The organism is Methanobrevibacter sp. TMH8, from assembly GCF_020148105.1.
Lineage (GTDB): Archaea > Methanobacteriota > Methanobacteria > Methanobacteriales > Methanobacteriaceae > Methanobinarius.
This window is the reverse complement of record NZ_JAHLZE010000001.1, coordinates 13,102-36,009: the sequence shown is the minus strand read 5'-3', so window position 1 is coordinate 36,009 and position 22,908 is coordinate 13,102. Positions and strand designations below refer to the sequence as shown.

Below are 22,908 nucleotides of genomic sequence, written 5' to 3'. Positions count from 1 at the left end.
ATGGAAGAAAGATATAAGATTCATAATAAATCTGTTATTTGGAGTGAAAATGGGGATTATTGGGTTATAATAATTTTGCCAGATAATATAAAAGTTGATAATTGGCATGGATATCCTCATATTCATATAGGGGATGAAAAGAAAAAAATTTCTATAAATAATTCATATAAAGCCTTTTTAAAAGTTAGGCTTCATATTAATCGAGAATCTGGAGTTAATTTAAACAAATTATTAGAGGAGTTAAGATAATGTATGAGATAAGGCTTGTCAGAACAATTAAAGGAAAAGATATTATTGATAGACTTAAAGCAGAATATGGTTCATTAGATAATTTAAAAAAATTACTTAAAGAAGATAAAAAAAATCAAAAATTCAATGTTCATTTAGAAGATTGGGATCATTATAAAGATATGCTTGATGAAGATATTAAAGAAAGAGTAATTCTGTTTACAGATAACTATCCTATTGGAAAAATTGAGTTAGAATTATTAAATATGATTAAATCCAATCATCCGGAATCAATTAGAGATTTAGCTAGGTTATTAAATAAAGATATTAAAACTGTCCAACCAAAGGTGAATAATTTAGCTAAAGAAGGTTTTATTGAACTAAAAAATGGTTCAAAAAACAATAAGATTCCGACTTTCCCTTATGAATATATGGAAATAGTTATTGGAGAAGCACCTATTCCTAAATGAATTATAATACATCTTTTTAATGAAGTGATTTAATATGAAAATGCTAATTAATGGAAAATTTGAAGATAAAGAAGAAACTTTCAATGTTATTAATCCTTATAATAATGAAACTGTTGATACAGTTCCTATTAGTGATAGAGGGGATGTAAAAAAAGCTATTTCTGCAGCTAATATGGCAAAAGGAGAAATTCAGGATATGTCTTCAAGAAAGGTATCTGAATGTCTTTACTCTGCATATGAATCTTTAAAAGCTGAACAAAAGAAAATAGCTAAAACCATTACTGAAGAAACTGGAAAACCTATTAAAGATTCTCTTGGTGAAATGGCAAGATCTGTTGAAACTCTTAAATTTGCTGCTGAAGAAGCTAAACGAATTTATGGTGAAACTGTTCCTCTTGATGCAGGAATTGGTGGAAAGGGTTTCTTTGCATTTACTCAAAAGATTCCTTTAGGTGTTGTAGCAGCTATAACTCCTTTCAACTACCCAGTAAACCTAGCTATTCATAAGATAGCTCCAGCTATAGCTGCAAAAAACACAGTGATATTGAAACCTTCTCTTCAAGCACCTCTTGCAGCTATGATATTAGCTGAAATAATTGATGCAGAGTTTCCAAATGGAGTTATTAATACTGTCACTGGATATGGTGGAGAAATAGGGGATGAATTAACTGTAAATGAAGATATTGATAAAATATCTTTTACAGGTAGTGTAGCTACTGGTTTATTAATCTCAAATCGTGCAGGAATGAAGAAAGTTACTTTGGAGTTAGGAGGTAATGATCCTTTAATTGTACTTGAAGATGCAAATATTGAAAAAGCTGTAAAAGCTGCAGTACTTGGATCTTATCTTTATTCTGGTCAAGTTTGTATGGCTGTTAAAAGGATTATCATTGATGAAAAGATAGCTGATGAATTTATTGATTTATTTGTAAAAGAAACTGAAAAATTAAAAATTGGAGATCCGATGGATCCTAAAACAGATATTGGACCTCTTATTGATGAAAATGCAGCTAAAATGGTGGAACAATCTGTTGTTGAATCTTATAAGAAAGGAGCTAGACCTTTAACTGGTGGTAATAGGGATGGAAATTTCTTTGAACCAACTATATTAGATAATATCACTCCTGATATGAGTATAGTTATTAATGAAACTTTTGGACCAGTTTCTCCAATTATTAGGGTAAATAGTGTAGAAGAAGCAATTAATGCAGCTAATGATTCAGAATTTGGACTTCAAGCTGGTGTTTTCACTGAAAGTATTAAAAATGGGCTGAAGTGTGCAAATGAAATTGAAACCGGTTCTGTATTTATTAATAAACAATCTACTTTCAGAACTGATAATATGCCATTCGGTGGATTTAAAATGAGTGGTATAGGTAAAGAAGGAGTCAAATATGCAGTAGAGGATATGACTAGAACAAAATTAATAGGGATGAATTTAAGATAGAATTATAATTTTTTTATAGAGTTATAATTTTTTCAGAGTTTTTATAATTCTTATTTTAATAAATAATAATTAAAAAATATTCATGTAAAATTCATGTAAAGAATAATAGCTTAACATGAATTTTAAAATTGAATTTATATTTAATTATTTAATTATCTAGTATTATTTATATTATTCCTTAAAAAGTTTTTTAACCATTATTATTTGGTAGATATGGAATAATAGTTTCAATAAAGTTAATTAAAGGCATAGTTTGTACCCAAACTTTTCCAGGACCTGTTAAAGTACTTAAAAATAAACCTTCTCCTCCAAAAAGCATATTTTTAGCTCCTTTTACTCGTTGAATATCAAAATCAACGGTTTCTTCCATTGCTGCAAGATGTCCTTGATCAATGACTAATTTTTCTCCTTCCTTTAAGTTGTATTCTAGTACTTCTCCATCGATTTCTAAAAAGACCATTCCATTTCCTGAAAATTTTTGAAGTATAAATCCTTCTCCTCCAAACACACCAGCACCTAATTTTTTTCTAAAATGCATTTCAATTTCAACATCTTTTTCTGAAGCTAAATAAGCACTTTTTTGAGCAATGATGTTTTTTGTTTCATCTAATTTTATTGGAATGATTTTTCCTGGAAAGCTACATGCAAAACCAATTTCTTGTTCATCTGCTTCTGCTGTAAAAAAGTTTAAAAAGAGTGAATCTCCAGCTAAAGCTCTTCCAAGTCCTTTAAGAATTCCTCCTCCTGTATTACTTTCCATTTTAATATTAGAACTCATCAATGCCATTGATCCACTTTCGTTTTTCATGACTTCTCCAGTATTTAATTTACAAACTACTATTGGGAAAGGTCCACCTTTAATTTCATATTCCATATTTATCAATCCTTTAAATTATATTTTATTTATTTTTCATGTTTATATACACTAATAAGCTTTATTAAAAAGTTTATTATTAATAATAATTAATATTAAGTATTATATAAATTTATCTAATTGAAAGAACAATATTTGGAAAAGGAATAATTGAAAAATAATTATTTAAAAAATTTAATATTTGAAAATAAATATTTGGAAATATACTCAATAATTAAAAAGTAATGTTTATATTATTATAAATTAAATATATTTTTATTTACAAAATTATGTTATAATAGTATCTTTTACTATTATGTTTTTAAACCTTTTTAAAATTATTTTAGAGGGTTTCACATGGAAATTGCAAATAGAAATCAAATTATACAGGAAATCAATCAGCTATTAACTGGAGGAGGTTTTGAAACTTCTCAAGTATACTATCAAAGTTGTTTTGACATGGCAGCTAGGAAAAAATTACTTTTACTTCTTTTAAAAGTCCTAGTTAATATTGATAGTGTTAATGAAACCCATGTTCAAGAAATTAGAAAAGTAGCTAATACATTCCTGGCATCACCACTTGTTATTGGACTTAAATCTAAATCAAGTCCTCTTGAAGAGGATGTTGTGTATGAAAGACATGGTCTTCCTGTAATTGGTGTTGATACTCTTAAAAATATAGTTTTATATGATGAACGCCCTGAATTTTTAGCTGATCGGGGAGGATACTTTGTTAATATTAATGGAAGTATTTTAAAAGAATATCGTGAAGAATATTCTCTTTCATTAAAAGATTTAGCTGATCTTGCTCATGTTTCAAGAGAAACAATATATAAATATGAAAATGATATGGTTCGAGCTAATCCTGAAACAGCTATGATTCTAGAAGATATTTTAAATATGAAAATCACTGTTGATATTGATATATTTGAAACTCCAAAATGTGATTTTGATCTTAATAAGGTAAGTTCTGAAGAAAATACTAATAGTGAAAAAACAAAAGACTTATCTAATTTAGGTTTTGGCGTTATTGAAACTAAAAAATCTCCTTTTGATGCATTAGCTATTGAAAATAATTCTAATGATAAATCTTCAGATGAATCTCCACTAATAGCTAGTTTGGAAAATAATAGAGCACCGAAAACTCTTCATAAAATGGCTATCAGTCTAAAAGATCTTTCACTGATAACAGACTCTGAATCTTTTTTTATTATTAATAATAAAAAAATTAAAGAATCTTTAGAAGGAATTCCAGTTATTAAATCATGGGAATTAAAAGAAGCTGGAGATTCTAAAGAATTTATGAGATTAGTAAAAGAAAGAAGAGATAATTAAAATAATTAGAAAAAGAGATAATTAAAATAAGAGATAATTAGAATAAGAGATAATTATAAATAATAAATATATTTTTAAATATTATTTAATAATTCAAAATCAAATTCAGCTTCTCTTTCAGAAGCTATTCCAATAGCTACCATATCAACATAATCTAATGTTTTTAAAAAAGTAAATGCTTCTTCAGGCATTTGTATTCCACAAGCTAGTATTTTATTAACAATTATTTTTTTATCAATAGCTTTTAGGAGATTGGCTAATTTTTCTCTTTCTTCTTTCATAAAAGATTCAGTATCCATCATATATCCAAGTTTATTAATTGGAACCATATAGAAATCGAAAAGATCTAAAATTGGAGAATCAATTAATTTTTTTGTTGTTTTAAATGGATATGCAGTTATAAGTCCTGCAAATGATCCTTGTTTTTTAATTTCAGTTAATATTTCTTCAAGAAGGTCCCAATCATAGCTATCGGTTATAAATTCATCAATAAGCATTATTGGACAATTAAACTCTGAAAGCATAGCTATGTCATTTTTCCAATCAACTTCTTTAGCTTTTTCATAATTTGGATTAACATAATCCACATTGGTCTTTCCAACTGTTCCAATAACTACTATGTCATCTTTATTTGTTTTCTGATAGCTTTCAATTAAATTGTTGTTGTTTACTAGATTTATTGCTTTTATTCCATGTTCATTTGATTTATTTATTATTTTAGCCACATTATCAGAATTTATTTCTAAATCAAGATGATATAATCGAGATCTATGTCCAAAATAGCTTTCCGCAGTAAATGGGGCAGAACCTAGGATAATTCTTGGAATTTCCTTACCTTTGAATTCTAGATTGTCTTGAAAAATCATATCACCTTTATTTAGAAGTTTTTAAATAGTTTTATTTTTGTATATTTATTATATTATTTCTAACTATTTCTAACTATTTCTAACTATTTCTAACTATTTCTAACTATTTTTAATTAATTTCTCATTAGTTCTAATCATTTTTATATCTTTATATATTATTCTTTTTCTACTACAACGGCTGTTCCATAAGCCAAAATTTCCTGCATATTTGTAGCTACTGCATCAGAATCGTATCGAACAGCTATTAAACCATTTGCACCTAGACTTTTAGCATGTTCTATTAATTTGTTAAGTGCTTTATCTCTGGATTCTTCCATCATCTGTTGATATTCTTTTATTTCTCCACCAATTATGGATCGAAGCTCCCCTCCAATCTGTCCACCTATACCTCTACTTCTAACAGTTAAACCATAAGCAAAACCTTTGGTTTCTGTAATTTTATATCCTGGAACATCATTTGCACTTGAAATCACGAATTCTTCTACTGATACCATTTTATCTTCCTATATTATTTTTATTCAATTGTTATCTATATTTATTAATATATTTATGTTTTTTATATATTTATTTTCCTTATATTTATTTTTTTTTATTAAGATTATTTGTATTATATATTTTTAATTTTTTTAAAGTCAACAATTATATAAATCAAAAAATCATTAAATATAATAGATTATAAAAATATAATATTATTTTAACAAAAATAACAGATCAAAAATAAATAATATATGTAGATTAATTCTATAATAAATCTACAATAGTCTCTAATAAAGTTTTTAATCAAAATTTTATTAATTAATTCTTTATTTAATAAGTTTAATAATATTAAATATCAAATATTAAATATCAGATATAAATATCAGATATTAAATCTTAAATATTAAATCTTACAGGTGAATTTAATGAAAGTACTTGTTGCCGATTCAATAAATCAAAAAGGTATTGATAATTTAAAAGAAGTAGCAGATGTTGTTGCTGATACAGATATAACTCCAGAAGAATTACTTAACACTATCTCTGAATATGAAGCAATTGTTATTAGAAGTAGAACAAAAGTAACTCGTGAAGTTATCCAAAGAGCAGACAAACTAAAAATTATTGCTCGTGCTGGTGTTGGAGTAGATAATGTAGATGTTGTAGCAGCTACAGAAAAAGGTATCATGGTAGTAAATGCTCCTGAATCAACTTCTATTACTGTAGCAGAACATACAATGGGAATGATGTTAACTGCAGCAAGGAAAATAGCTATTGCTGATAAATCTGTAAAGGAAAATAAATGGGAAAAAAGCAGATTTATGGGTGTAGAACTAAGAAATAAGACTCTTGGTGTAGTAGGAATGGGTCGAATTGGTTCTCAAGTAGTAAGTAGATGCAAAGCATTTGAAATGGATGCAATCGTTTATGATCCTTATTTGCCTAAAGAAGTAGCTAAACAAATGGGAGTTCAGTTAGCTGATTTAGAAACTGTATTGAAAGAAGCTGATTTCATAACAATTCATGTTCCTTTAACTCCTGAAACTAAACATCTTATATCCACAGCAGAATTTGAAATGATGAAAGAAGATTCTTTTATAATTAATTGTGCTAGGGGAGGAATCATTGATGAAGATGCACTTTTTGATGCACTTTCAAATGAAAAAATTGGTGGAGCTGCTCTTGATGTTTATGAAGAAGAACCTCCAAAAGATAGCAAACTTCTTGATCTTGATAATATTGTAGTTACTCCTCATATTGCAGCTTCAACTAAAGAAGCTCAAAGAGATGCAGCTATAATTGTAGCTAATGAAGTAATTGAAGTATTAAAAGGAGGAGCTCCAAAAAACGTTTTAAACATGCCTGTGGTTGATCAAAAAACCTATGAAGAAATAAAACCTTATTTGGAATTATGTAAAAAATTAGGAAGTTTTGTTTCTCAAGCTATTACTGGACAAATCAAGGAACTTGAAATAGTATATTGTGGAGAATTATCTGAAATGGCTAATCAAGATATTCTAACAAGGACAGTTCTTCAAGGAATTCTTAATTCTGTTTTAATTGATCCTGTTAATATGATTAATGCTCCAACTATAGCTAAAGAAAGGGGTATAACTATCACTGAAGGAAAAACTGCTGATGCTCAACGATATGATTCATTAATCAGAGTTAAAGCAATAAGTGAAAAAGATGAATTTTCTGTTGAAGGAACTGATTTACATGAACCAGTTATAATTAAAATAAATAATTATTGGGTGGATGTAAAACCAGAAGGACACATGTTCATATCTAAATATAATGATATTCCTGGAGCTATTGGAACTATTGGAACAAAATTAGGAGAATGCAATATCAATATAGGGACTATGCAAGTAGGAAGAGATATTGCTGGTGGAAAAGCAATAATGATCTTAACTATCGATCAAAAAATCCCTGATAATGTTATGGAAGAAGTTAAAAATCTTGACAATGTTTTCGATGCTGTTGGATTAGAGCTTTAGTCAATAAAGTTTTTTTTAACTTCATTGTCCTTTTTTATATGTTAATTCTACTTTTTTAAATCCAATTATGTTTCTTTATTTTTTATTATTTTTAATTATATTTTAATAATTTATTAAATATTTTCTAATTATTTTTAATTATATCTGAATAATTTTTTAACTATTTTTTACTATTTTTCTAATTATTTTTTTATTCTTTTTTATTCTTTCTTTTTTCAGATTTTTACATATGATATATATTTTCATATAGATTTTGTGATATAATATACTTAGTATTTTTAATATTTTCTTTATTTTTGGAGTGATTTACCTATTTAGTAACCAAAACTATTTATATTATCAATTAGAGAAATATAGAATATTAAGATTGAGATATATTATTTGTATTTATATTTGTTTCATATCATATGATAAAAATCATCAAATTTATAGATTTGAAATATGAATATTTCTTGTTACAATTAACATGCAATTAATATAGAATTAATATAGAATTAATTAATAAAAATTAATAGAATTAGTAGAATTATTAATATAAATTAATAGAATTATTAGAATTAGTAGGATTAATATGATTATTAAATAATCAATAATTAGTTTATTAATATAATTATAACTATATAATTGAAATTTAATCAATATCATACAAATTATTAGGATTTAGGTGAAAATATGGTGGAAGTTTCAAACCTTTATGATTTGGACATATATACTATTGCCGGGCAATATGTAGGAAGAGTTGTAGATGTAGTTCTTAATATAAGAATGGGAACAATTGCTAAGCTTCAAGTTAAAGCTTTAGAACCAGAAAATAAAAATGTTGGAATAAGAGACATTTTTAGAAATGGTTTACAGTTTGTTCCTGAAGAAAATGAGATGAGAGCTTTCCAAGAAGGAGTTCTTAATGTAGATTTTGATAAAGTTAGGGCTATTGGGGATATTATGTTAATTGATCCTCAAGATATTAGAAGACCTACTCCTAATCAACCTCAATCTCAATCTCAGGGTCAAACAACTACTCAACAAAGAACTCCAACTCCAAATCCAGCTACAAACCCTACTACAACTCAGAATCCAAATCAAAAATCACAATATCCAATGTAATGGACAAATTTAAGTAATCATATAAATTAACTAATATATAAATTCAAGTAATATATAAATTTATTAATATAATAATTTTAAATTTTATATTAATTGTTTTATATTTTATATTACATTTTGTTTATATTATGCTGTATATTCTGTATCTTATACTGTATTATGCTGTATAATGTTATATTGTATATTTATAATATTGAATTAATCAGATTAACTAATTAATTTTAATTTAAATAGTTTTTAGTATTATTTTTTTTGTTTTATGAATTTTTTATTATTATAGTACTTTTTACTAGTACTTTTTACTTAGAATTTTTTATTATTTTATATTTAATTATAAAATATAATTAATATAATTAAAAATATATAATTGGTATAATCTTTCAGTATGATTCATTATTTCAATTATAATAAACTATAATTAACTATAATTAATACTATAATATAACTATTATTAGTATAATTTAACATAATTTTTCATAATATAATTATTTTGAATAATTTTAAATAATTTTAAATATTGAAATTTTAAAGATTTTTTAAGTTAATAAATTATTTGTTTTAATGGAGGGATAAGAATAATAGTCGGAATATTGGGTTGTGGTGCAATAGCTAATATCATTGTAAATAATTTTTTGTCTAAAAATAGTGGGATTAATATTAAGTATTTTTATGATCACGACATGGAAAAAGCAGAAAATTTGGCTAGTATAGCTAATGGTATAGCTGTTTTAGATATTGAAGACATGATTGATAATGTTGATCTAGTTTTGGAAGCTGCTTCTCCTATTTCTGTAGAAAAATTCGGTTTAAATGTCCTAAATAAAGGTAAAAATATTATAATCATGAGTATTGGTGCATTGATGGATGAAAATATTAGAAAACGGATGATAGAAGCTGCTAATTCTAATAATGCTAAGATATTCGCCCCTTCTGGTGCTATAGTTGGTTTAGATGGAATCAAAGCTGCATCAATTGGAAAAATTAATAAAGCTACTTTAACAACAAGAAAACCTCCAAAGTCTCTTGGGAAAGCTACTGATGAGGAAGAGATTCTTTATGAAGGAAAAGCATCTGAAGCAGTTAAAATGTTTCCAGTTAATATAAATGTAGCTGCTGCACTTAGTATTGCTTGTAACATGGATGTTGATGTTAAAATCATTGTTGATCCTAATGTAGATAAAAATGTTCATGAAGTTATTGTTGAAGGAGACTTCGGACAATTTAAAACAAGAACTGAGAATTTACCTTGTGAAGTTAATCCTAAAACAAGTATGTTAGCTGCTTATTCAGCTATTAAATTATTAAAAAGCTTGAATGAGAATTTTATAATGGGGACATAATCTATATAATTTTTATTAGAAAGTTATTAGAAACTTATTGCTATGAGCTTGAATTTAAGTTTCTAATTTGATATATTTATTTGCTTGTCAATAAACATGAGGCATTTTATGAAAGAATATGAAATTTATAATAGTTTGAAAGTTCCAAAAGGATTTAAAATCATCTTAAGATTAGATGGTAGGAAATTTCACAGTTTAACTAATAATCTGAATCTAGAAATGCCTTATGATGAAAAATTTATTAATGCAATGATTGATACTTCTAAAGATATTTTTAATGAATTTTCTCCATCTTTTATTTACTCATTTTCTGATGAAATAAATATACTCTTGTCAGAAATTCCATTTTCTGGAAGAATTGAAAAATTAAACTCAGTTTTTCCTAGCTTAGCTTCAAGTGCTTTAACATTACATTTAAAAGATTTAGAAGAAAATTTCACTTTTAATAAAAATATTTCTACTATTCCTACTATTTCTTTTGATTCTAGAGTTATTCCAATAGCTAATAATGGAGGAATTGTTAAATACTTCAAGTGGAGGCAAGATGAAGCTTGGAGAAATTGTATTAATAGCTATGGATATTGGACATTAAGAAAAGATTTTTCAGCTAAAGAAGCTACAATGAAATTAAAAAATCTTAAATCTTCTGATATTCATGAAATTCTTTTTAAAAAAGGACTTAATATTAATAATCTTCCAATATATCAAAAAAGAGGAGTAGCTATTTATAAAACTAAAAAACAAATTAAAGGTTTAAATCCAAAAACAAATAAAGAAGAAAATTCCTTCAGAAACCTATTGTTTGTTGATAAAAAATTACCTATTTTTGATAAAGATTTTTTTAAAAAGATTGATATTATATAAGATATAAGATAATTATAATATTGTACTTTATTAATATCAAATAATAATATTATCAATATAATAATATCATATATTATATTTTCAATATATAATATATTCAATATTAATGAAAAAATCAATTTTATTTAGTTTTATTATTAAATATTATAAATTATTATAATATTATAAATATATATTTAAAAATTATAAATATTTAAAATTTTTATGGTGTGTAAATGGGCTTAAGTAACTTATTTTCAAAGATATTTGGAACTAATAGATTTAAATTTAATGAAGTTCACATAGATGAAGAAGTTATTGACTCAATATTATGGTATGCTAAAAGTTCTGATCCAAATGAATTTATGGCTATCTTTGATGGGAATGTTAAAAACGAAATTTTGCATATTACAGGTTTAGTATTTTTACCGGGGGAAACATCAAATGAAGGAGCTATTATTAATACTGGAATGCTTCCAGTTATGACAACTCAATGGGGTTCAGTTCACAGCCATCCAGGACCTAGTGCTTTACCTTCTGGTACAGATTTAGCTACTTTTGCAAAAACTGGCTTATTTCATATGATTATATGTCAACCATATGAAGTTGAGAATATCTTAGCTTATAATCGTTATGGTGAATTTGCTAAGTTTAAAATTATATGATTTTTTACATAAATATTCTATATATTATATATTGATTTAGAAATCTCAAAAAGATTTTTTAAAGGTTTTATATTACAATTTAAGAGGATTAAAAATGTGGGATACTACAAAAGATTACAGACTTTTACTTGGACAAAAAGCTATTACTATGTTTATTGGTACTGCTAGAAGTGGAAGTTTTAGAGGTCGTTGGAATAAAAAGATGGCTATTGAAAGTGCTGAAAGTATGGAAAGCGATTTTCAAACCATGAATTATTCTTACTTAGATCCTGAAGACTTAGCTAACACTCCTGAAATAGCTAATCTTCAAGAAAAAGGAGAACTTGTTGTAAGATACTTAGGAGGAGATGATTGGGCTCACCAATTCATGGCTCAAACTCCAAAAGAAGAAAAAGAAAAAGCTGAAGAAGCTATTGCTAAAGCAAGATTCTTCATTGACACGATCCTTGGATTAAAGGATAGAATATTATTTGGACCAATAAATGATCCTATTGTATCTATTGATATTAAAGTAGGGGAAATCATGAGTGTTAGTAAACATCCAAAAAATGATGGCCTTATGATTTGTAATGTAAATCTTGGAAAAAGAGCTATAAAAGTAGTAACTAATGATTTAATGGTTAAAGAAGGAAACAATGTGGCTATAGCAATGTTACCTCCAGAAACTTTCTCTGGAATAGCTAGTGAAGGAATGTTTTTAGGTGCTGGTGAGGGAATTTTAAAGGATGTTGAAGGAGAACTTGGGGCTATGCCAAAGGGAATTCCTTTAGAAGCATTAAACGAAAGTAGAAACTTACTCGAAGGCTATTTAAGTAAATAATTTATATTTTGTTCCTTATTTACTTATTTATTTAGTAATTTAGTTATTTCCTTATTTCTATATTTACTTGTTTGTTTCTTTATGTCTTAATTTCTTAATTTATTTATTTCATTATATTCTTTATTTACAGTGTTTATAGTTTTTATTTTTTAATTAAATATTTAAAGGTGGTTTTATTAAATATTTTTATGTAGGTATTGATGATACTGATTCTCCAGAAGGAATGTGCACTACTTACCTAGCTTGTTCTATAATTAATCAATTAAATGAAGAAGGAATAGTTATTGAAGGCCACCCCAGACTTATTAGATTAAATCCCTTTGCTAAATTTAAAACTCGTGGAAATGGAGGAATTTCTTTTAAAATTGATATGGGAAGATATTCCAATGAAAAAATTGAGTTAGCTAAAGAAATCATCCTTAAAAATGTGGAAGAACTTTCTCAGCTGTCTTGTGAAAATACTAATCCTGGTGTTGTTTTTTATAAAGATGAAATCACAGCTGAAATGAGAAACTATGCTATGAAAGCTATTTATTCGATTATATCTATAGAAGAAGCAGAAAATTTTGCTAAAAGGATTGGAGCTGAAATCCACAAGTTTAAAAAAGGAAGAGGAATTATTGGTTCTATTGCAGCTATATCCTGCCCTCTTGAAGATTATACTTATGAACTTTTAACATATCGTAATAAGGAAAATTATGGTAAAAAACGTCTGATTGATAAAAATTCTGTTTATGAAATGGATCAAAAGACATTAGACACCTTTGAAAATATTGATATCAATAATGAGTATATAGCTATTGAACCTAAAACTCCATGCCCTATTTTATATGGTATTCGTGGAGAATCAGTAGATGGGTTGAAATTAGCTAAAAATATTGTAAAAGTTAATGAACCTATTGAAAATTATTGTATTTTTAAAACAAATCAACATACTGATATGCATCTTCAAAATGTATCTAAAATAGAAGAAATGGAAAAGTATGGTTGTTATATTGTAAGTGGTTATGTAAAAGAAAATCCTCATGTTATTGAAGGAGGCCATGTTTTTTTCACCTTAGCTGATGATTCTGGTGAAATTGAAGCTGCAGCATATGAACCAACTAAAGAATTTAGAAATATTGTTAAAGAACTTATATCTGGGGATCAAGTTCAACTATTTGGTGGAATTGGTTGTGGTGGAACTTTTAACATAGAAAAAATTAGGATAATCAGCCTCAATAAAAAAAGATATTTTGAAAATCCCATTTGTGTTTGTGGAAAAAGAATGACTTCTGCAGGAAAAAATAAAGGATTTAAATGTAAAAAATGTGGCAATAAGCTTGCGGATGCTGAAAAAATATCTATTGAAGAAGAACGGGATTTGATTGAAGGTAATTTTTATGAAACTCCAGTATCAGCTAGACGTCATTTAGCTAAACCTTTATGTAGAATAGATCATGGATAAAAATAATGATAAAGATAATATATAGAAGTAAGATAAAAGAAAACTAGAAGTAAAATGAAAATAGAAAAAGTAAAAGACTAATAAAATTAATTAAATTATAATTAATTAAATTAAAATTAAATTGTTTTTATTTCAAATTTAAATGAAAATATAGATTAACTAAAAGAAAAAAATTAATTTTATTCTTTTAAGAGTTTTTATATAATTAATTATTCTATTAAATTAATTTATTTGAGGTATGACTTTAGATTATTGATTGTGGGTCCATGAATAGCATTACCTTTGTAATCAAACATAGAGCCATGTTGTGGGCAGTCCCAAGTTTTTTCTGCTGAATTCCAGCTAAGTCTGCATCCATAATGAGCACAATTTGCATGTAAGGCGAAAACATTAGATTCACTATCTTTATAGATAGACACTCCTCTTCCAGGAAGTTCAACTATTTTAGCTTCATCTATTTTTAATTTTGAGATTGCATCATTTACTATTTTTAATTCTTCATCATTCAAATCTTTTGTATTAAAATTACTTACACATTTTTTCTTTATTGATTTTTGATTTTTAAGTCTTTTTGGAGAGAGAATTTCAGCATAAGAGTTGTCTTTATTTGATATCAAGTCTGTTAACACCATTCCAGTTAATGTTGATTTTATCATTCCCCAACTACCAAATCCAGTAGCTACATAGATTCCTTTCTGAGAAGTTTCACCTATAATTGGCAACCCATCACTAGGTCTATTATCTTGGTTGGACCAGAAATATCCAATATCCTTTAATTCGAATTTTTCCTTTGTAAATTCAATTAACTTTTTGAAATTATCACTAGTATTCTTGCTATGTCCAGTTATATGATGTTCTCCTGCAATAATTAATAAATCTCCTTTTTTAGTTGGAGTTTTTCTGAATGTATGGAAAGGATTTATGTCTACAAACATTGCATCAGGTAGTTCTTCTTTAACATATACTCCGAGCATATAAGATTTAACTGGAGTCATATAGCTTAAAGTTGAATCTGGATCATAGATTGGAGAATTAGTAGCTATAACTACAGATTTTGCTAAAACATCTCCATTTTCAGTTTTTACTCTATTTATTTCTCCTTCTTCGATTCCTAATACTTTACATCTCTCAAATATATAGGATCCATCCCCTTTAATATGTTTTATTAAGGCATCAGAATATTTTTTTGGATGGAATTGAGCTTGATTATTATATTTAATAGCTTTATTTACAATATTTTCATAATTTTCTGGATTATTATCTCCATTATTATGGTATTCAATATTATTTTCTTTACTTTCATTGCTTTTACTATTTTCATTATTTTCATTATATTCATTAGGTAATTCTTCATTAAATGGTGTTAAAAATTCATTAGTTAAATCAACATCTATATTAAGTGTTTTCAATGCATCATATTCTTTTTTAATATCTTTAAAATTTTTTTTATTGCTAGAGTAGATATATAATGGCATTCTTTCATAGTCACAATCGATTTTATATTCTTTAATTATTTCAGATATTTTATCAAAAGCTAATATGCTTGCTTCTTTAAATTTTAGAGCTATTTCTTCACCTGATCCAGATAATATCTGAGCATAATTTATACTTGAGCATATTGATAGTTTAGCTGTAGTAGATCCAGTTACATCAGAAGCCATTCTTTTTGATTCTATAATTGCGACTTTAAAACCTTTATTTTTAAGCATTAATCCAGTTGTAATTCCTACTATTCCTCCCCCTATAATAGCCACATCTACTGTTGTTTCATTTTTAAGGGGGTGAAATTTTAAACTTTCTTCATTATCTAACCAAAATGATAAATGTTTTTTTCTAATAAAAATCAACTCTTTTAATATTAATTTAATATTAATATATCTTTATAATTTAATATAATTTTCTCTATTTTATCAATTATTGTATCTTTGAGATATCAATTAATTATTATTAATATACTAATTAAATTAATTAAAATAAATAAACTAAATAAATATATGAACTAACTTAATGAACTAACTAAACTAAATAAATTAATAAATGAACTAAATAAATATATGAACTAACTTAATGAACTAAGTAAACTAAGTAAACTAAATAAATTAATATAAATTAATATAAATTTATTAAGTTTATTAGAATAGTGAATAATAATACTAAATATTAAGATAATAATGGTGTATAGTTGGTGTAAATTTAGAGAATAATATATAGTAAAACAAACATAATTATAATAATATTTAAAAAAATTAGGTTAAATTATCACTTAAATTATCAATATGGAGGATATAATAGAATTAAAGCTCATTAAATAATAAATGAGATGATCTAATGTCAAAGTTAAACGAAATATACAAATGTAATGTCTGTGAAAAAGTAGTTGAAATAGTTGTAGAAGGAAAAGGACAATTAGTCTGTTGTGATGAAAATATGGAACTTCTAGACGAAACACGAGAAGGTGTTGCTCCTGAAAGACATATTCCTGTCATAGAAAAAGATGGGGATAATATAATCGTTAAAATAGGAGAACTCCCTCATCCAATGGTAGAAGAACACCATATCTGCTTTATAGAACTATTTGTTGGAGAAAAAGTATATAGAAAATATGTAGACACGGGAGATGAACCAAAAGCAGTTTTTGAAGTTTGTGCCGATATCGATAACCTCAGAGCTCGAGAATATTGTAATGTTCATGGTTTATGGAAGTCTTAATTAATAAAACTTTTTCATATTTATTTTTTGTTAATTTAAAACATATTTTTATATAAAATAATTATCTATAAGATTAATTAATTTATTAATCTATTAATTTAATTTTTTAATTTTTATATTAATAATAAGATTATTTTCTAATTCAGTTTATATTTATATCTTAATTAGTTTTTAATTTTATCAATTTTTTCCATTTTTTCTATTTTTTATCTTTTTCATGGATACGCCCGTCTAAAAAATTTCCTTTACTAAGATATGAATGTGTAAGAGAATGAACTTCTTTTTTAAGTGAGTTTAAATTCTTTTTGTTTGTATTTTTTAACCCTTCTAAATAAAGTGATATAATTCTTGATGTATAATTTTTATTTGAAAATCTACAATCTAATATAATTGAACTGAGTCCAAGGTTCTTTATTCTTCCTAATTCATCAATTAAACATAAACAATCTTTGTTTCTAAAGTGACTTTTTTTATTAAAATCAAATAAGACTTTATATTTGAATTTTTTTCGTTTTTTATCTTCTAATATTGCATAATCAGAAGCTTCATCGATAATAAGATTTTTTCCATTATTCAAATTAGAAAAATCATCTTTACTTTCCATTACTTCTAAATTTCCATGTACAATAAGCTCAAGATTAAAATCATCATCAGTTTCTAACTTTGATTTTAATTGATTTATTTCATCATGTGATATTTCTGAAGATAATATTGAACTATTAAAACCAGAATTACTTAAATTTTCACAAGCAAAACTATTCCAGACATTTAAATTGTGATTTCCATGAATATTTGAATTAAATAAATTTCCAATGCCTGGAACATCACTCATAATTCCTATATTAAATTCTTTTGCTTTCAAATCTTCATGTATTTCAATACATTTATTAATTTCTTCCTCTGATATAAAAGAAGGTAAAACCCAAACAAATTCAGTCGAATCGGATTTGATATAAGCATCAATTAAAATATCTTTAATATTTTTAAAATAATCTTTAGGATTATTATATAAATATGATGGATCAAAATAAATCTTTTTTATATGGTAATTTGAAGCGATTTCAACAAGTTCAATGTTATCAACAAATACAGAAATCCCTAATTCAGTATTAGATTGTTTTATTTCTTTAGCATTATATTTTTTGATGAAGTTAGTTAAATTATTTTTAGTTTCTTTTATTTGATTTCTATAAGGTTTATAATAATTTAATAAATGTTGACTAGCTTTATCTAATATTTCACGACGTATTTCATTTAATTTAGAGGTTGGAATAAAAAGATCATTTGGATAATCTTTTATATTAATTTCTTCTATGTAAAATGGTGTATTTCCTGTTTTAGAAAGCTGTTTTTTAACTTCTTCTAATCCAATAGGCCTATTAATAGCTTTTTCAAAAGTTTGTCGTGATTTATAATTGAATTCTATTTTATGAGATTCTTTTAAATAAAATTTAGCTACAATATTAACATGTAAATTATCATCTAAATAAATATTAAAAGTAATAGGTATTTTAGATTGTATATGTTCTTTTTTATGTTTTTTAAGTTCTTTATTAATAGAATGTGAATAACTAATGAATACTTTATCTCCAAGTCTAACATTTCTTGTTGTGTTGAAGATAATATAATCATCATTTTGTTCTATAATATCATCAATGTATATTCCTTTAATTTTTTTACCAATTTTAAAAGCTATCCCATCACCTATTTGAATATCAACAGGATTTTCTTTAGATATCTTGATTTTTTTAGTAGTTTTAATAAATTCCTCTGAATCATTTTCATCTTCTTTATTTTTGAAACCTTTAAAATTTTCAGTAGCTTTAGAATTATTATTACTAGTATATTTAGTATTTTTAGATTGTTTATTAGCTTTAGAATTATTATTACTAGTATATTTAGTATTTTTAGATTGTTTATTAGCTTTAGAATTATTATTACTAGTATATTTAGTGTTTTTAATTCTTTTATTAGTTTTAGAATTATTATTAGCTTTAAGATTTTCATCATCTATTTCTACAATTTCTCCAATGTAATAACCAATATGTCCTGAGCTTTTTCTCCCCATGACTTCTCCAGGACTTTGGTTTAGTAGATATCCTCTGGTAAACTTCCGATTAAATACAAAGTTTAAGTCATCTTTAAAATTACCTTCTTTTTTATCAATTATGTTTCTATAGCTATTTACAATGGTTCCAACATAGTCTTCTGACTTCATTCTACCTTCTAATTTAATAGAATCAATTCCAGCTTTTTGAAGTGTTTCAATATCATCTGAGACATTTAAATCATGTGTTGAAAGTAAGTAGCCATTATCAATATTATATCCTTTATATTTTAACTTATATTCTCTTCTACATGGTTGAGTACAAGCTCCTCTATTCCCACTTCTTCCATTATTTAATGAAGAGATATAACAATTTCCAGATATAGAATAACATAATGCTCCATGAGAAAAGACTTCTAATTCCATATTAATATCATTTTCTTTCAGTTTTGAATGTATATGGCTTATTTCATCAACACTGATTTCACGAGGAAATATAGCTCTAGAAACTCCATTTTTTGAAGCCCAAAGTATACTATAATAATTGTTCAGTCCCATCTGAGTTGAGGCATGGACTTTTATCTGTGGAAATACAGTATTAATTAATTTTAAAACTCCAAAATCTTGAACAATAACTGCATCAACACCAATTTTGTAAAGGTTGAATATATACTTCAAAAGATCTATTACTTCAAAGTTGTTTATTAATGTGTTTACAGTAACAAAGACTTTAACATTGTTTAAATGAGCATATTCAACACTTTTTTTAATTTCCTCTATAGAAAAATTTTCTGCATATGCTCTAGCTCCAAAATTCTGTCCAGCTAAATAAATAGCGTCTGCACCACGATTGACAGCTATTTTAAAAACATTGAATGATCCTGCAGGAGCTAATAATTCCATAACCATGTATTAAACCTCATATATTGTAATAGTGTAATATTATAATAGTGTAATACTATAATATTGTAATTATATAAAATAAATCTTTCATTTTTATATTATATTTTATAATTTGATATTTATAATAAAATTAAATTTACTAAATTAATGAAAATCAACAAAAAATTTAATCTTTAATAGCTACTTCTACCATATGTTAATATGTATTTATAGTAGTTTTTAAAATATTTTTAATAAATAAATATTGACTAATAAGGAATAAAAATGATTGTAAAAGAACTTTCTAAATTTATTGTAGATTTATCTTACAAGGATATTCCTAAAACCGCTGTTGATAAAGCTAAACTTTGTTTTTTAGATTTTTTAGGAGTAGCTAATAGAGGTTTTCATGAAAAAAGCACTAAAATAGCTATTGAATCTATTAATCAACTTTATGGTATTGATTTTGATAGTAATTTTGGGAAATCTTCAATTATTGGGGATGATTATTCAAATATAGTTAATGCGGGATTTATTAATGGTATTTCAGCTCATGCTCTTGATTTAGATGATGGTCATCGTATTGCTCAGTTACATCCAGGATGTGTTGTTTTTCCAACAGCATTAGCTATAGCCGAAGCAAATAATATCAATGGAAAAAAGTTTATTGAATCTATTGTTTGTGGGTATGAAGTAGCTATTGTTCTTGGGAGTTTAGCTAATCCCTATCATAGAAATCAAGGATTTCATACTACTGGAACAATTGGAACATTTGCAGCTGGTGCTACTGCATCTAAACTTTTAAATCTAAATTTAGAAGAAATTATTAATACTTTAGGTTTATGTGGAACTCAAAGTTCAGGACTTCTTGAATCAGATCATCATGGAACTATGGGGAAACAGTTTCATGTTGGAAAAGCTGTTTATAATGGAATCTTAGCTACATATTTAGCTAAAAATAGCTTCACTGGTGCTGAATCGATTATTGATGGGGATGAAGGTTTTTTAAAAGCAATGGCTATTAATATTTTTGACTCAAATAATAAAGAATTTGATTTTGATAAATATTTATCCTCTTATTTAAATGATTATATTGGTAAATTTCATATTAATGATGTTTATTTTAAAAAATATCCATTTTGTAGACATTTACATTCTTCTATTGATGGTGTATTGAATATAAATAATAAATTTGATTTCAATATTGTGGATATTGAAAAAATCATTGTTAAAACTTATAATATAGCTGCTGAACATGATAATTTTAGTCCAAAGACAAGAGAAGATATAAAACAAAGTTTACCTTATGCTATAGCTACAGCCATGATTAATAATGATTTAGATTTAGATATAATTGAAAAAGATGTTTATAATAATCTTGATATTCTTAATAATCTTAATGATTCTAATTCTAATTCTATTGATAATTTTAATAATAGTAATAATAATACTAATGATAATAGTAATAGCAATAGTAATGATAATGATGTTAGCTATTTTAAACAGATTTTTAACAAAATAACTATTGAAGAAAATGAAGAATTCAATAAATCTGTTCCTAAATACAGACCTTCCAAAGTTATTATTGAAACAAAAAATGAAATCTATGAAGATTTTGTTGAACTTCCTTTAGGTGAATCTGAAAATCCATTATCTAAGGAAGACCTTTTAGAAAAATTTAAGAATCTTAATTGTGGTTTTGGGATTAAAAAATTGAATTCAATTGAAATGGGCATTGATAATATAGAAGATAATGATATGTCTGCTTTTATGAAAATATTTCATTAATATAGATTTTATGAAATTATCATATAACTATTCAATTTCATATTTCCACTTTTTTATCCCACCGTCTAGATTGTATACATTTTTATAACCTAGATTAGCTAATTTTTTACATGCAGATTTACTTCTTCTACCACTTCTACAGTATACAATTATTTCACTATCTTTATCTTTTATTTTACTTTCTATTTCATCCTCTAAGTTTTTTAATGGTATAAGAATAGAATTAGGGATATGCTTTTCATCATATTCTTTTTTTGATCTAACATCTAATAATATTATATTAGCATTGTTTTCCATTTTTGTTTTTGCTTCTTCTGGTTTTATGTTTTTATAGCTAATATTTTCACCTGTGTATAGTTTTGGTTTCGTTTTATTTATTTTTTATTTTTTATTTTTATAAGAATATGATTACTAAAATTTATAAGAGCATGATTACTAAAAATTTTCCCATCTATAGAATTTCAGACTGTTTTATATTACCCTATTATCTTGATCCTAGGGGTATTCTATATGTTACAATGGCATATAATGGTTTGTAGCCATTTTTAGCATTATAACTAATCTCATGATAGTTTGGTTTTGTTGTAGTAAATGTTTTTGAATTATAATAGTTTTTAGATCCTACTTTCTTAACGAACATAATAGTTGCTTTTAATAGTTTATAATTGGTTGGATAATCTGCAAAACGTCCTAAAAATATGTCTGTCTGAATTAATTTTTTTGTTCCTGGAAAAATAGTATTATATCTAAGTTCAATTTGGTCCCCAGGTTTAGGACCTATTTTCTTAACATTCAAATCTCCATTATGTTTAGTTTTGAAGTATATTTTGTCTGTTGTTTTAGTAGCTATAGTTTTCTTATAATAAAATACAGCATAATATGGTTTATAATTGTTTTTTGGCCAATAACCAATTTTATAACCATATGGTAAATCTGAACCACCTTTATAGGTAAATATTTTTGAAGAATAATATGTTTTACCATTCATATTTTTTTTAAATTGAACTAGTATTTTAGTTGGTTTATAATCAGGCCAAGTATAAGATTTTTTTCCAGAAATTCCAAGTCCCATATAATTTGGACCATCTTGAGTATCTTTATTTTTAGAACTATTATAATTATAATATCCATAAATTAGACTTTTTTTACTTATACTTTTATTAAATGAAGAACCTGGATGTTTAGTGTCTCCATTATATTTAAAATAGAGTTTATTCGTTTTTTGGATTTTAGTATCTGCACTTACTGGAGATAATGCCAGTCCAGCAACACCTACAAAAAGTATTACTAATAATATTAAATTCTTTTTATTCATTTTCATCAACTTTTTTATTATTTTTTCTAAAACTTTTATTTTTTAGTTTATATAAGTATAGAACCAAAAATAATTGTTTTTTCATATATTATTTTATTTTAATTAAAATTTTTTAACAGTCTAAATTTCTACAGATGGAAAATCTTTCAGAAATATGAAAATTTAATATTTTGAAAGATGTTATTTATTTATATCTTTAAAATTATATTAATATATAATTATTATATTAGTATATGGATATTATTAATAATTATTTGGAATGATTAAAAATATTA

Annotated in this window: 20 protein-coding genes; 13 read left to right on the top strand and 7 right to left on the bottom strand. The window is 25.4% G+C overall.

Features of this window, described 5'->3' with window-relative positions:
• From KQY27_RS00165 to KQY27_RS00155, 3 genes are read left to right on the top strand one after another with little or no spacing between them, the layout of a single operon-like run.
• Nucleotides 1-249 carry a hypothetical protein gene (locus tag KQY27_RS00165; RefSeq protein ID WP_224424558.1) on the top strand — a complete coding sequence of 83 codons (249 nt, stop codon included), beginning with the start codon at nucleotides 1-3 and terminating at the stop codon, nucleotides 247-249.
• Nucleotides 249-698, top strand: coding sequence for a hypothetical protein (locus tag KQY27_RS00160; RefSeq protein WP_224424557.1), 450 nt, complete (start codon nucleotides 249-251; stop codon nucleotides 696-698). Before KQY27_RS00165 ends, KQY27_RS00160 begins: the two co-directional genes overlap by 1 nt.
• Nucleotides 699-732: 34 nt before the next feature.
• Complete coding sequence (locus KQY27_RS00155; RefSeq protein WP_224424556.1) at nucleotides 733-2,145, top strand: lactaldehyde dehydrogenase; 1,413 nt, start codon at nucleotides 733-735, stop codon at nucleotides 2,143-2,145.
• A gap of 190 nt (nucleotides 2,146-2,335) precedes the next feature.
• Here KQY27_RS00155 and KQY27_RS00150 read toward each other — a convergent pair whose 3' ends face one another.
• Complete coding sequence (locus tag KQY27_RS00150; protein ID WP_224424555.1) at nucleotides 2,336-3,019, bottom strand: TIGR00266 family protein; 684 nt, start codon at nucleotides 3,017-3,019, stop codon at nucleotides 2,336-2,338.
• A 342-nt stretch (nucleotides 3,020-3,361) separates the two neighbouring features.
• Here KQY27_RS00150 and KQY27_RS00145 point away from each other — a divergent pair, with 342 nt between their 5' ends.
• Nucleotides 3,362-4,333 (top strand): transcriptional regulator, encoded by a 972-nt coding sequence (locus KQY27_RS00145; RefSeq protein WP_224424613.1) that lies wholly within the window; start codon nucleotides 3,362-3,364, stop codon nucleotides 4,331-4,333.
• Nucleotides 4,334-4,407: 74 nt separating this feature from the next.
• On the opposite strand, the gene KQY27_RS00140 is transcribed toward KQY27_RS00145, so the two are convergent.
• On the bottom strand, nucleotides 4,408-5,199 hold the full coding sequence (locus tag KQY27_RS00140) for a hypothetical protein (protein ID WP_224424554.1): 792 nt from the start codon (nucleotides 5,197-5,199) through the stop codon (nucleotides 4,408-4,410).
• 155 nt (nucleotides 5,200-5,354) lie between these two features.
• Complete coding sequence (locus KQY27_RS00135; protein ID WP_224424553.1) at nucleotides 5,355-5,693, bottom strand: heavy metal-binding domain-containing protein; 339 nt, start codon at nucleotides 5,691-5,693, stop codon at nucleotides 5,355-5,357.
• A gap of 408 nt (nucleotides 5,694-6,101) precedes the next feature.
• On the opposite strand from KQY27_RS00135, the gene serA reads away from it, so the two are divergent.
• The 7 genes from serA (at nucleotide 6,102) to KQY27_RS00100 (ending at nucleotide 13,892) form a co-directional block, all read left to right on the top strand.
• Nucleotides 6,102-7,673: a phosphoglycerate dehydrogenase gene (gene serA / locus KQY27_RS00130; RefSeq protein WP_224424552.1), complete on the top strand. Its 1,572-nt coding sequence runs from the start codon at nucleotides 6,102-6,104 to the stop codon at nucleotides 7,671-7,673.
• A gap of 672 nt (nucleotides 7,674-8,345) precedes the next feature.
• A complete protein-coding gene (locus KQY27_RS00125; protein ID WP_224424551.1) occupies nucleotides 8,346-8,777 on the top strand; it encodes a PRC-barrel domain-containing protein in 432 nt (143 codons plus the stop codon).
• Nucleotides 8,778-9,352: 575 nt separating this feature from the next.
• Complete coding sequence (locus KQY27_RS00120; RefSeq protein ID WP_224424612.1) at nucleotides 9,353-10,117, top strand: aspartate dehydrogenase; 765 nt, start codon at nucleotides 9,353-9,355, stop codon at nucleotides 10,115-10,117.
• A 108-nt stretch (nucleotides 10,118-10,225) separates the two neighbouring features.
• Entirely contained in the window at nucleotides 10,226-10,981 is a 756-nt protein-coding gene (locus KQY27_RS00115; protein WP_255596566.1) for a tRNA(His) guanylyltransferase Thg1 family protein, read from the top strand.
• Nucleotides 10,982-11,196: 215 nt separating this feature from the next.
• Nucleotides 11,197-11,625 (top strand): Mov34/MPN/PAD-1 family protein, encoded by a 429-nt coding sequence (locus tag KQY27_RS00110; protein ID WP_224424549.1) that lies wholly within the window; start codon nucleotides 11,197-11,199, stop codon nucleotides 11,623-11,625.
• 94 nt (nucleotides 11,626-11,719) lie between these two features.
• Complete coding sequence (locus tag KQY27_RS00105) at nucleotides 11,720-12,445, top strand: tRNA-binding protein (RefSeq protein WP_224424548.1); 726 nt, start codon at nucleotides 11,720-11,722, stop codon at nucleotides 12,443-12,445.
• Nucleotides 12,446-12,668: 223 nt separating this feature from the next.
• Nucleotides 12,669-13,892: a tRNA(Ile)(2)-agmatinylcytidine synthase gene (locus tag KQY27_RS00100; RefSeq protein WP_224424547.1), complete on the top strand. Its 1,224-nt coding sequence runs from the start codon at nucleotides 12,669-12,671 to the stop codon at nucleotides 13,890-13,892.
• Nucleotides 13,893-14,119: 227 nt separating this feature from the next.
• Here KQY27_RS00100 and KQY27_RS00095 read toward each other — a convergent pair whose 3' ends face one another.
• Nucleotides 14,120-15,739 carry an FAD-dependent oxidoreductase gene (locus tag KQY27_RS00095; protein WP_224424546.1) on the bottom strand — a complete coding sequence of 540 codons (1,620 nt, stop codon included), beginning with the start codon at nucleotides 15,737-15,739 and terminating at the stop codon, nucleotides 14,120-14,122.
• A 481-nt stretch (nucleotides 15,740-16,220) separates the two neighbouring features.
• Here KQY27_RS00095 and KQY27_RS00090 point away from each other — a divergent pair, with 481 nt between their 5' ends.
• Entirely contained in the window at nucleotides 16,221-16,601 is a 381-nt protein-coding gene (locus KQY27_RS00090) for a desulfoferrodoxin (RefSeq protein ID WP_224424545.1), read from the top strand.
• Nucleotides 16,602-16,800: 199 nt separating this feature from the next.
• Here the strand turns inward: KQY27_RS00090 and KQY27_RS00085 are convergent, their stop codons facing one another.
• Nucleotides 16,801-19,557, bottom strand: a complete 2,757-nt coding sequence (locus KQY27_RS00085) for a U32 family peptidase (RefSeq protein WP_224424544.1) — start codon at nucleotides 19,555-19,557, stop codon at nucleotides 16,801-16,803.
• Nucleotides 19,558-19,815: 258 nt separating this feature from the next.
• On the opposite strand from KQY27_RS00085, the gene KQY27_RS00080 reads away from it, so the two are divergent.
• Nucleotides 19,816-21,318, top strand: a complete 1,503-nt coding sequence (locus KQY27_RS00080) for an MmgE/PrpD family protein (protein WP_224424543.1) — start codon at nucleotides 19,816-19,818, stop codon at nucleotides 21,316-21,318.
• A 27-nt stretch (nucleotides 21,319-21,345) separates the two neighbouring features.
• Here KQY27_RS00080 and KQY27_RS00075 read toward each other — a convergent pair whose 3' ends face one another.
• Together KQY27_RS00075 and KQY27_RS00070 are read right to left on the bottom strand one after the other, a co-directional pair.
• Nucleotides 21,346-21,642 (bottom strand): rhodanese-like domain-containing protein, encoded by a 297-nt coding sequence (locus tag KQY27_RS00075; RefSeq protein WP_224424611.1) that lies wholly within the window; start codon nucleotides 21,640-21,642, stop codon nucleotides 21,346-21,348.
• A gap of 160 nt (nucleotides 21,643-21,802) precedes the next feature.
• Nucleotides 21,803-22,633, bottom strand: coding sequence for a hypothetical protein (locus KQY27_RS00070; RefSeq protein WP_224424542.1), 831 nt, complete (start codon nucleotides 22,631-22,633; stop codon nucleotides 21,803-21,805).
• Nucleotides 22,634-22,908: the final 275 nt, after the last annotated feature.

Coding starts and splice junctions, on each gene's coding strand:
- KQY27_RS00165 (WP_224424558.1), top strand. CDS start 1: ATGGAAGAAAGATATAAGATTCATAATAAATCTGTTATTTGGAGTGAA.
- KQY27_RS00160 (WP_224424557.1), top strand. CDS start 249: ATGTATGAGATAAGGCTTGTCAGAACAATTAAAGGAAAAGATATTATT.
- KQY27_RS00155 (WP_224424556.1), top strand. CDS start 733: ATGAAAATGCTAATTAATGGAAAATTTGAAGATAAAGAAGAAACTTTC.
- KQY27_RS00150 (WP_224424555.1), bottom strand. CDS start 3,019: ATGGAATATGAAATTAAAGGTGGACCTTTCCCAATAGTAGTTTGTAAA.
- KQY27_RS00140 (WP_224424554.1), bottom strand. CDS start 5,199: ATGATTTTTCAAGACAATCTAGAATTCAAAGGTAAGGAAATTCCAAGA.
- KQY27_RS00135 (WP_224424553.1), bottom strand. CDS start 5,693: ATGGTATCAGTAGAAGAATTCGTGATTTCAAGTGCAAATGATGTTCCA.
- serA (WP_224424552.1), top strand. CDS start 6,102: ATGAAAGTACTTGTTGCCGATTCAATAAATCAAAAAGGTATTGATAAT.
- KQY27_RS00125 (WP_224424551.1), top strand. CDS start 8,346: ATGGTGGAAGTTTCAAACCTTTATGATTTGGACATATATACTATTGCC.
- KQY27_RS00115 (WP_255596566.1), top strand. CDS start 10,226: ATGAAAGAATATGAAATTTATAATAGTTTGAAAGTTCCAAAAGGATTT.
- KQY27_RS00110 (WP_224424549.1), top strand. CDS start 11,197: ATGGGCTTAAGTAACTTATTTTCAAAGATATTTGGAACTAATAGATTT.
- KQY27_RS00105 (WP_224424548.1), top strand. CDS start 11,720: ATGTGGGATACTACAAAAGATTACAGACTTTTACTTGGACAAAAAGCT.
- KQY27_RS00100 (WP_224424547.1), top strand. CDS start 12,669: ATGTGCACTACTTACCTAGCTTGTTCTATAATTAATCAATTAAATGAA.
- KQY27_RS00090 (WP_224424545.1), top strand. CDS start 16,221: ATGTCAAAGTTAAACGAAATATACAAATGTAATGTCTGTGAAAAAGTA.
- KQY27_RS00085 (WP_224424544.1), bottom strand. CDS start 19,557: ATGGTTATGGAATTATTAGCTCCTGCAGGATCATTCAATGTTTTTAAA.
- KQY27_RS00080 (WP_224424543.1), top strand. CDS start 19,816: ATGATTGTAAAAGAACTTTCTAAATTTATTGTAGATTTATCTTACAAG.
- KQY27_RS00070 (WP_224424542.1), bottom strand. CDS start 22,633: ATGAATAAAAAGAATTTAATATTATTAGTAATACTTTTTGTAGGTGTT.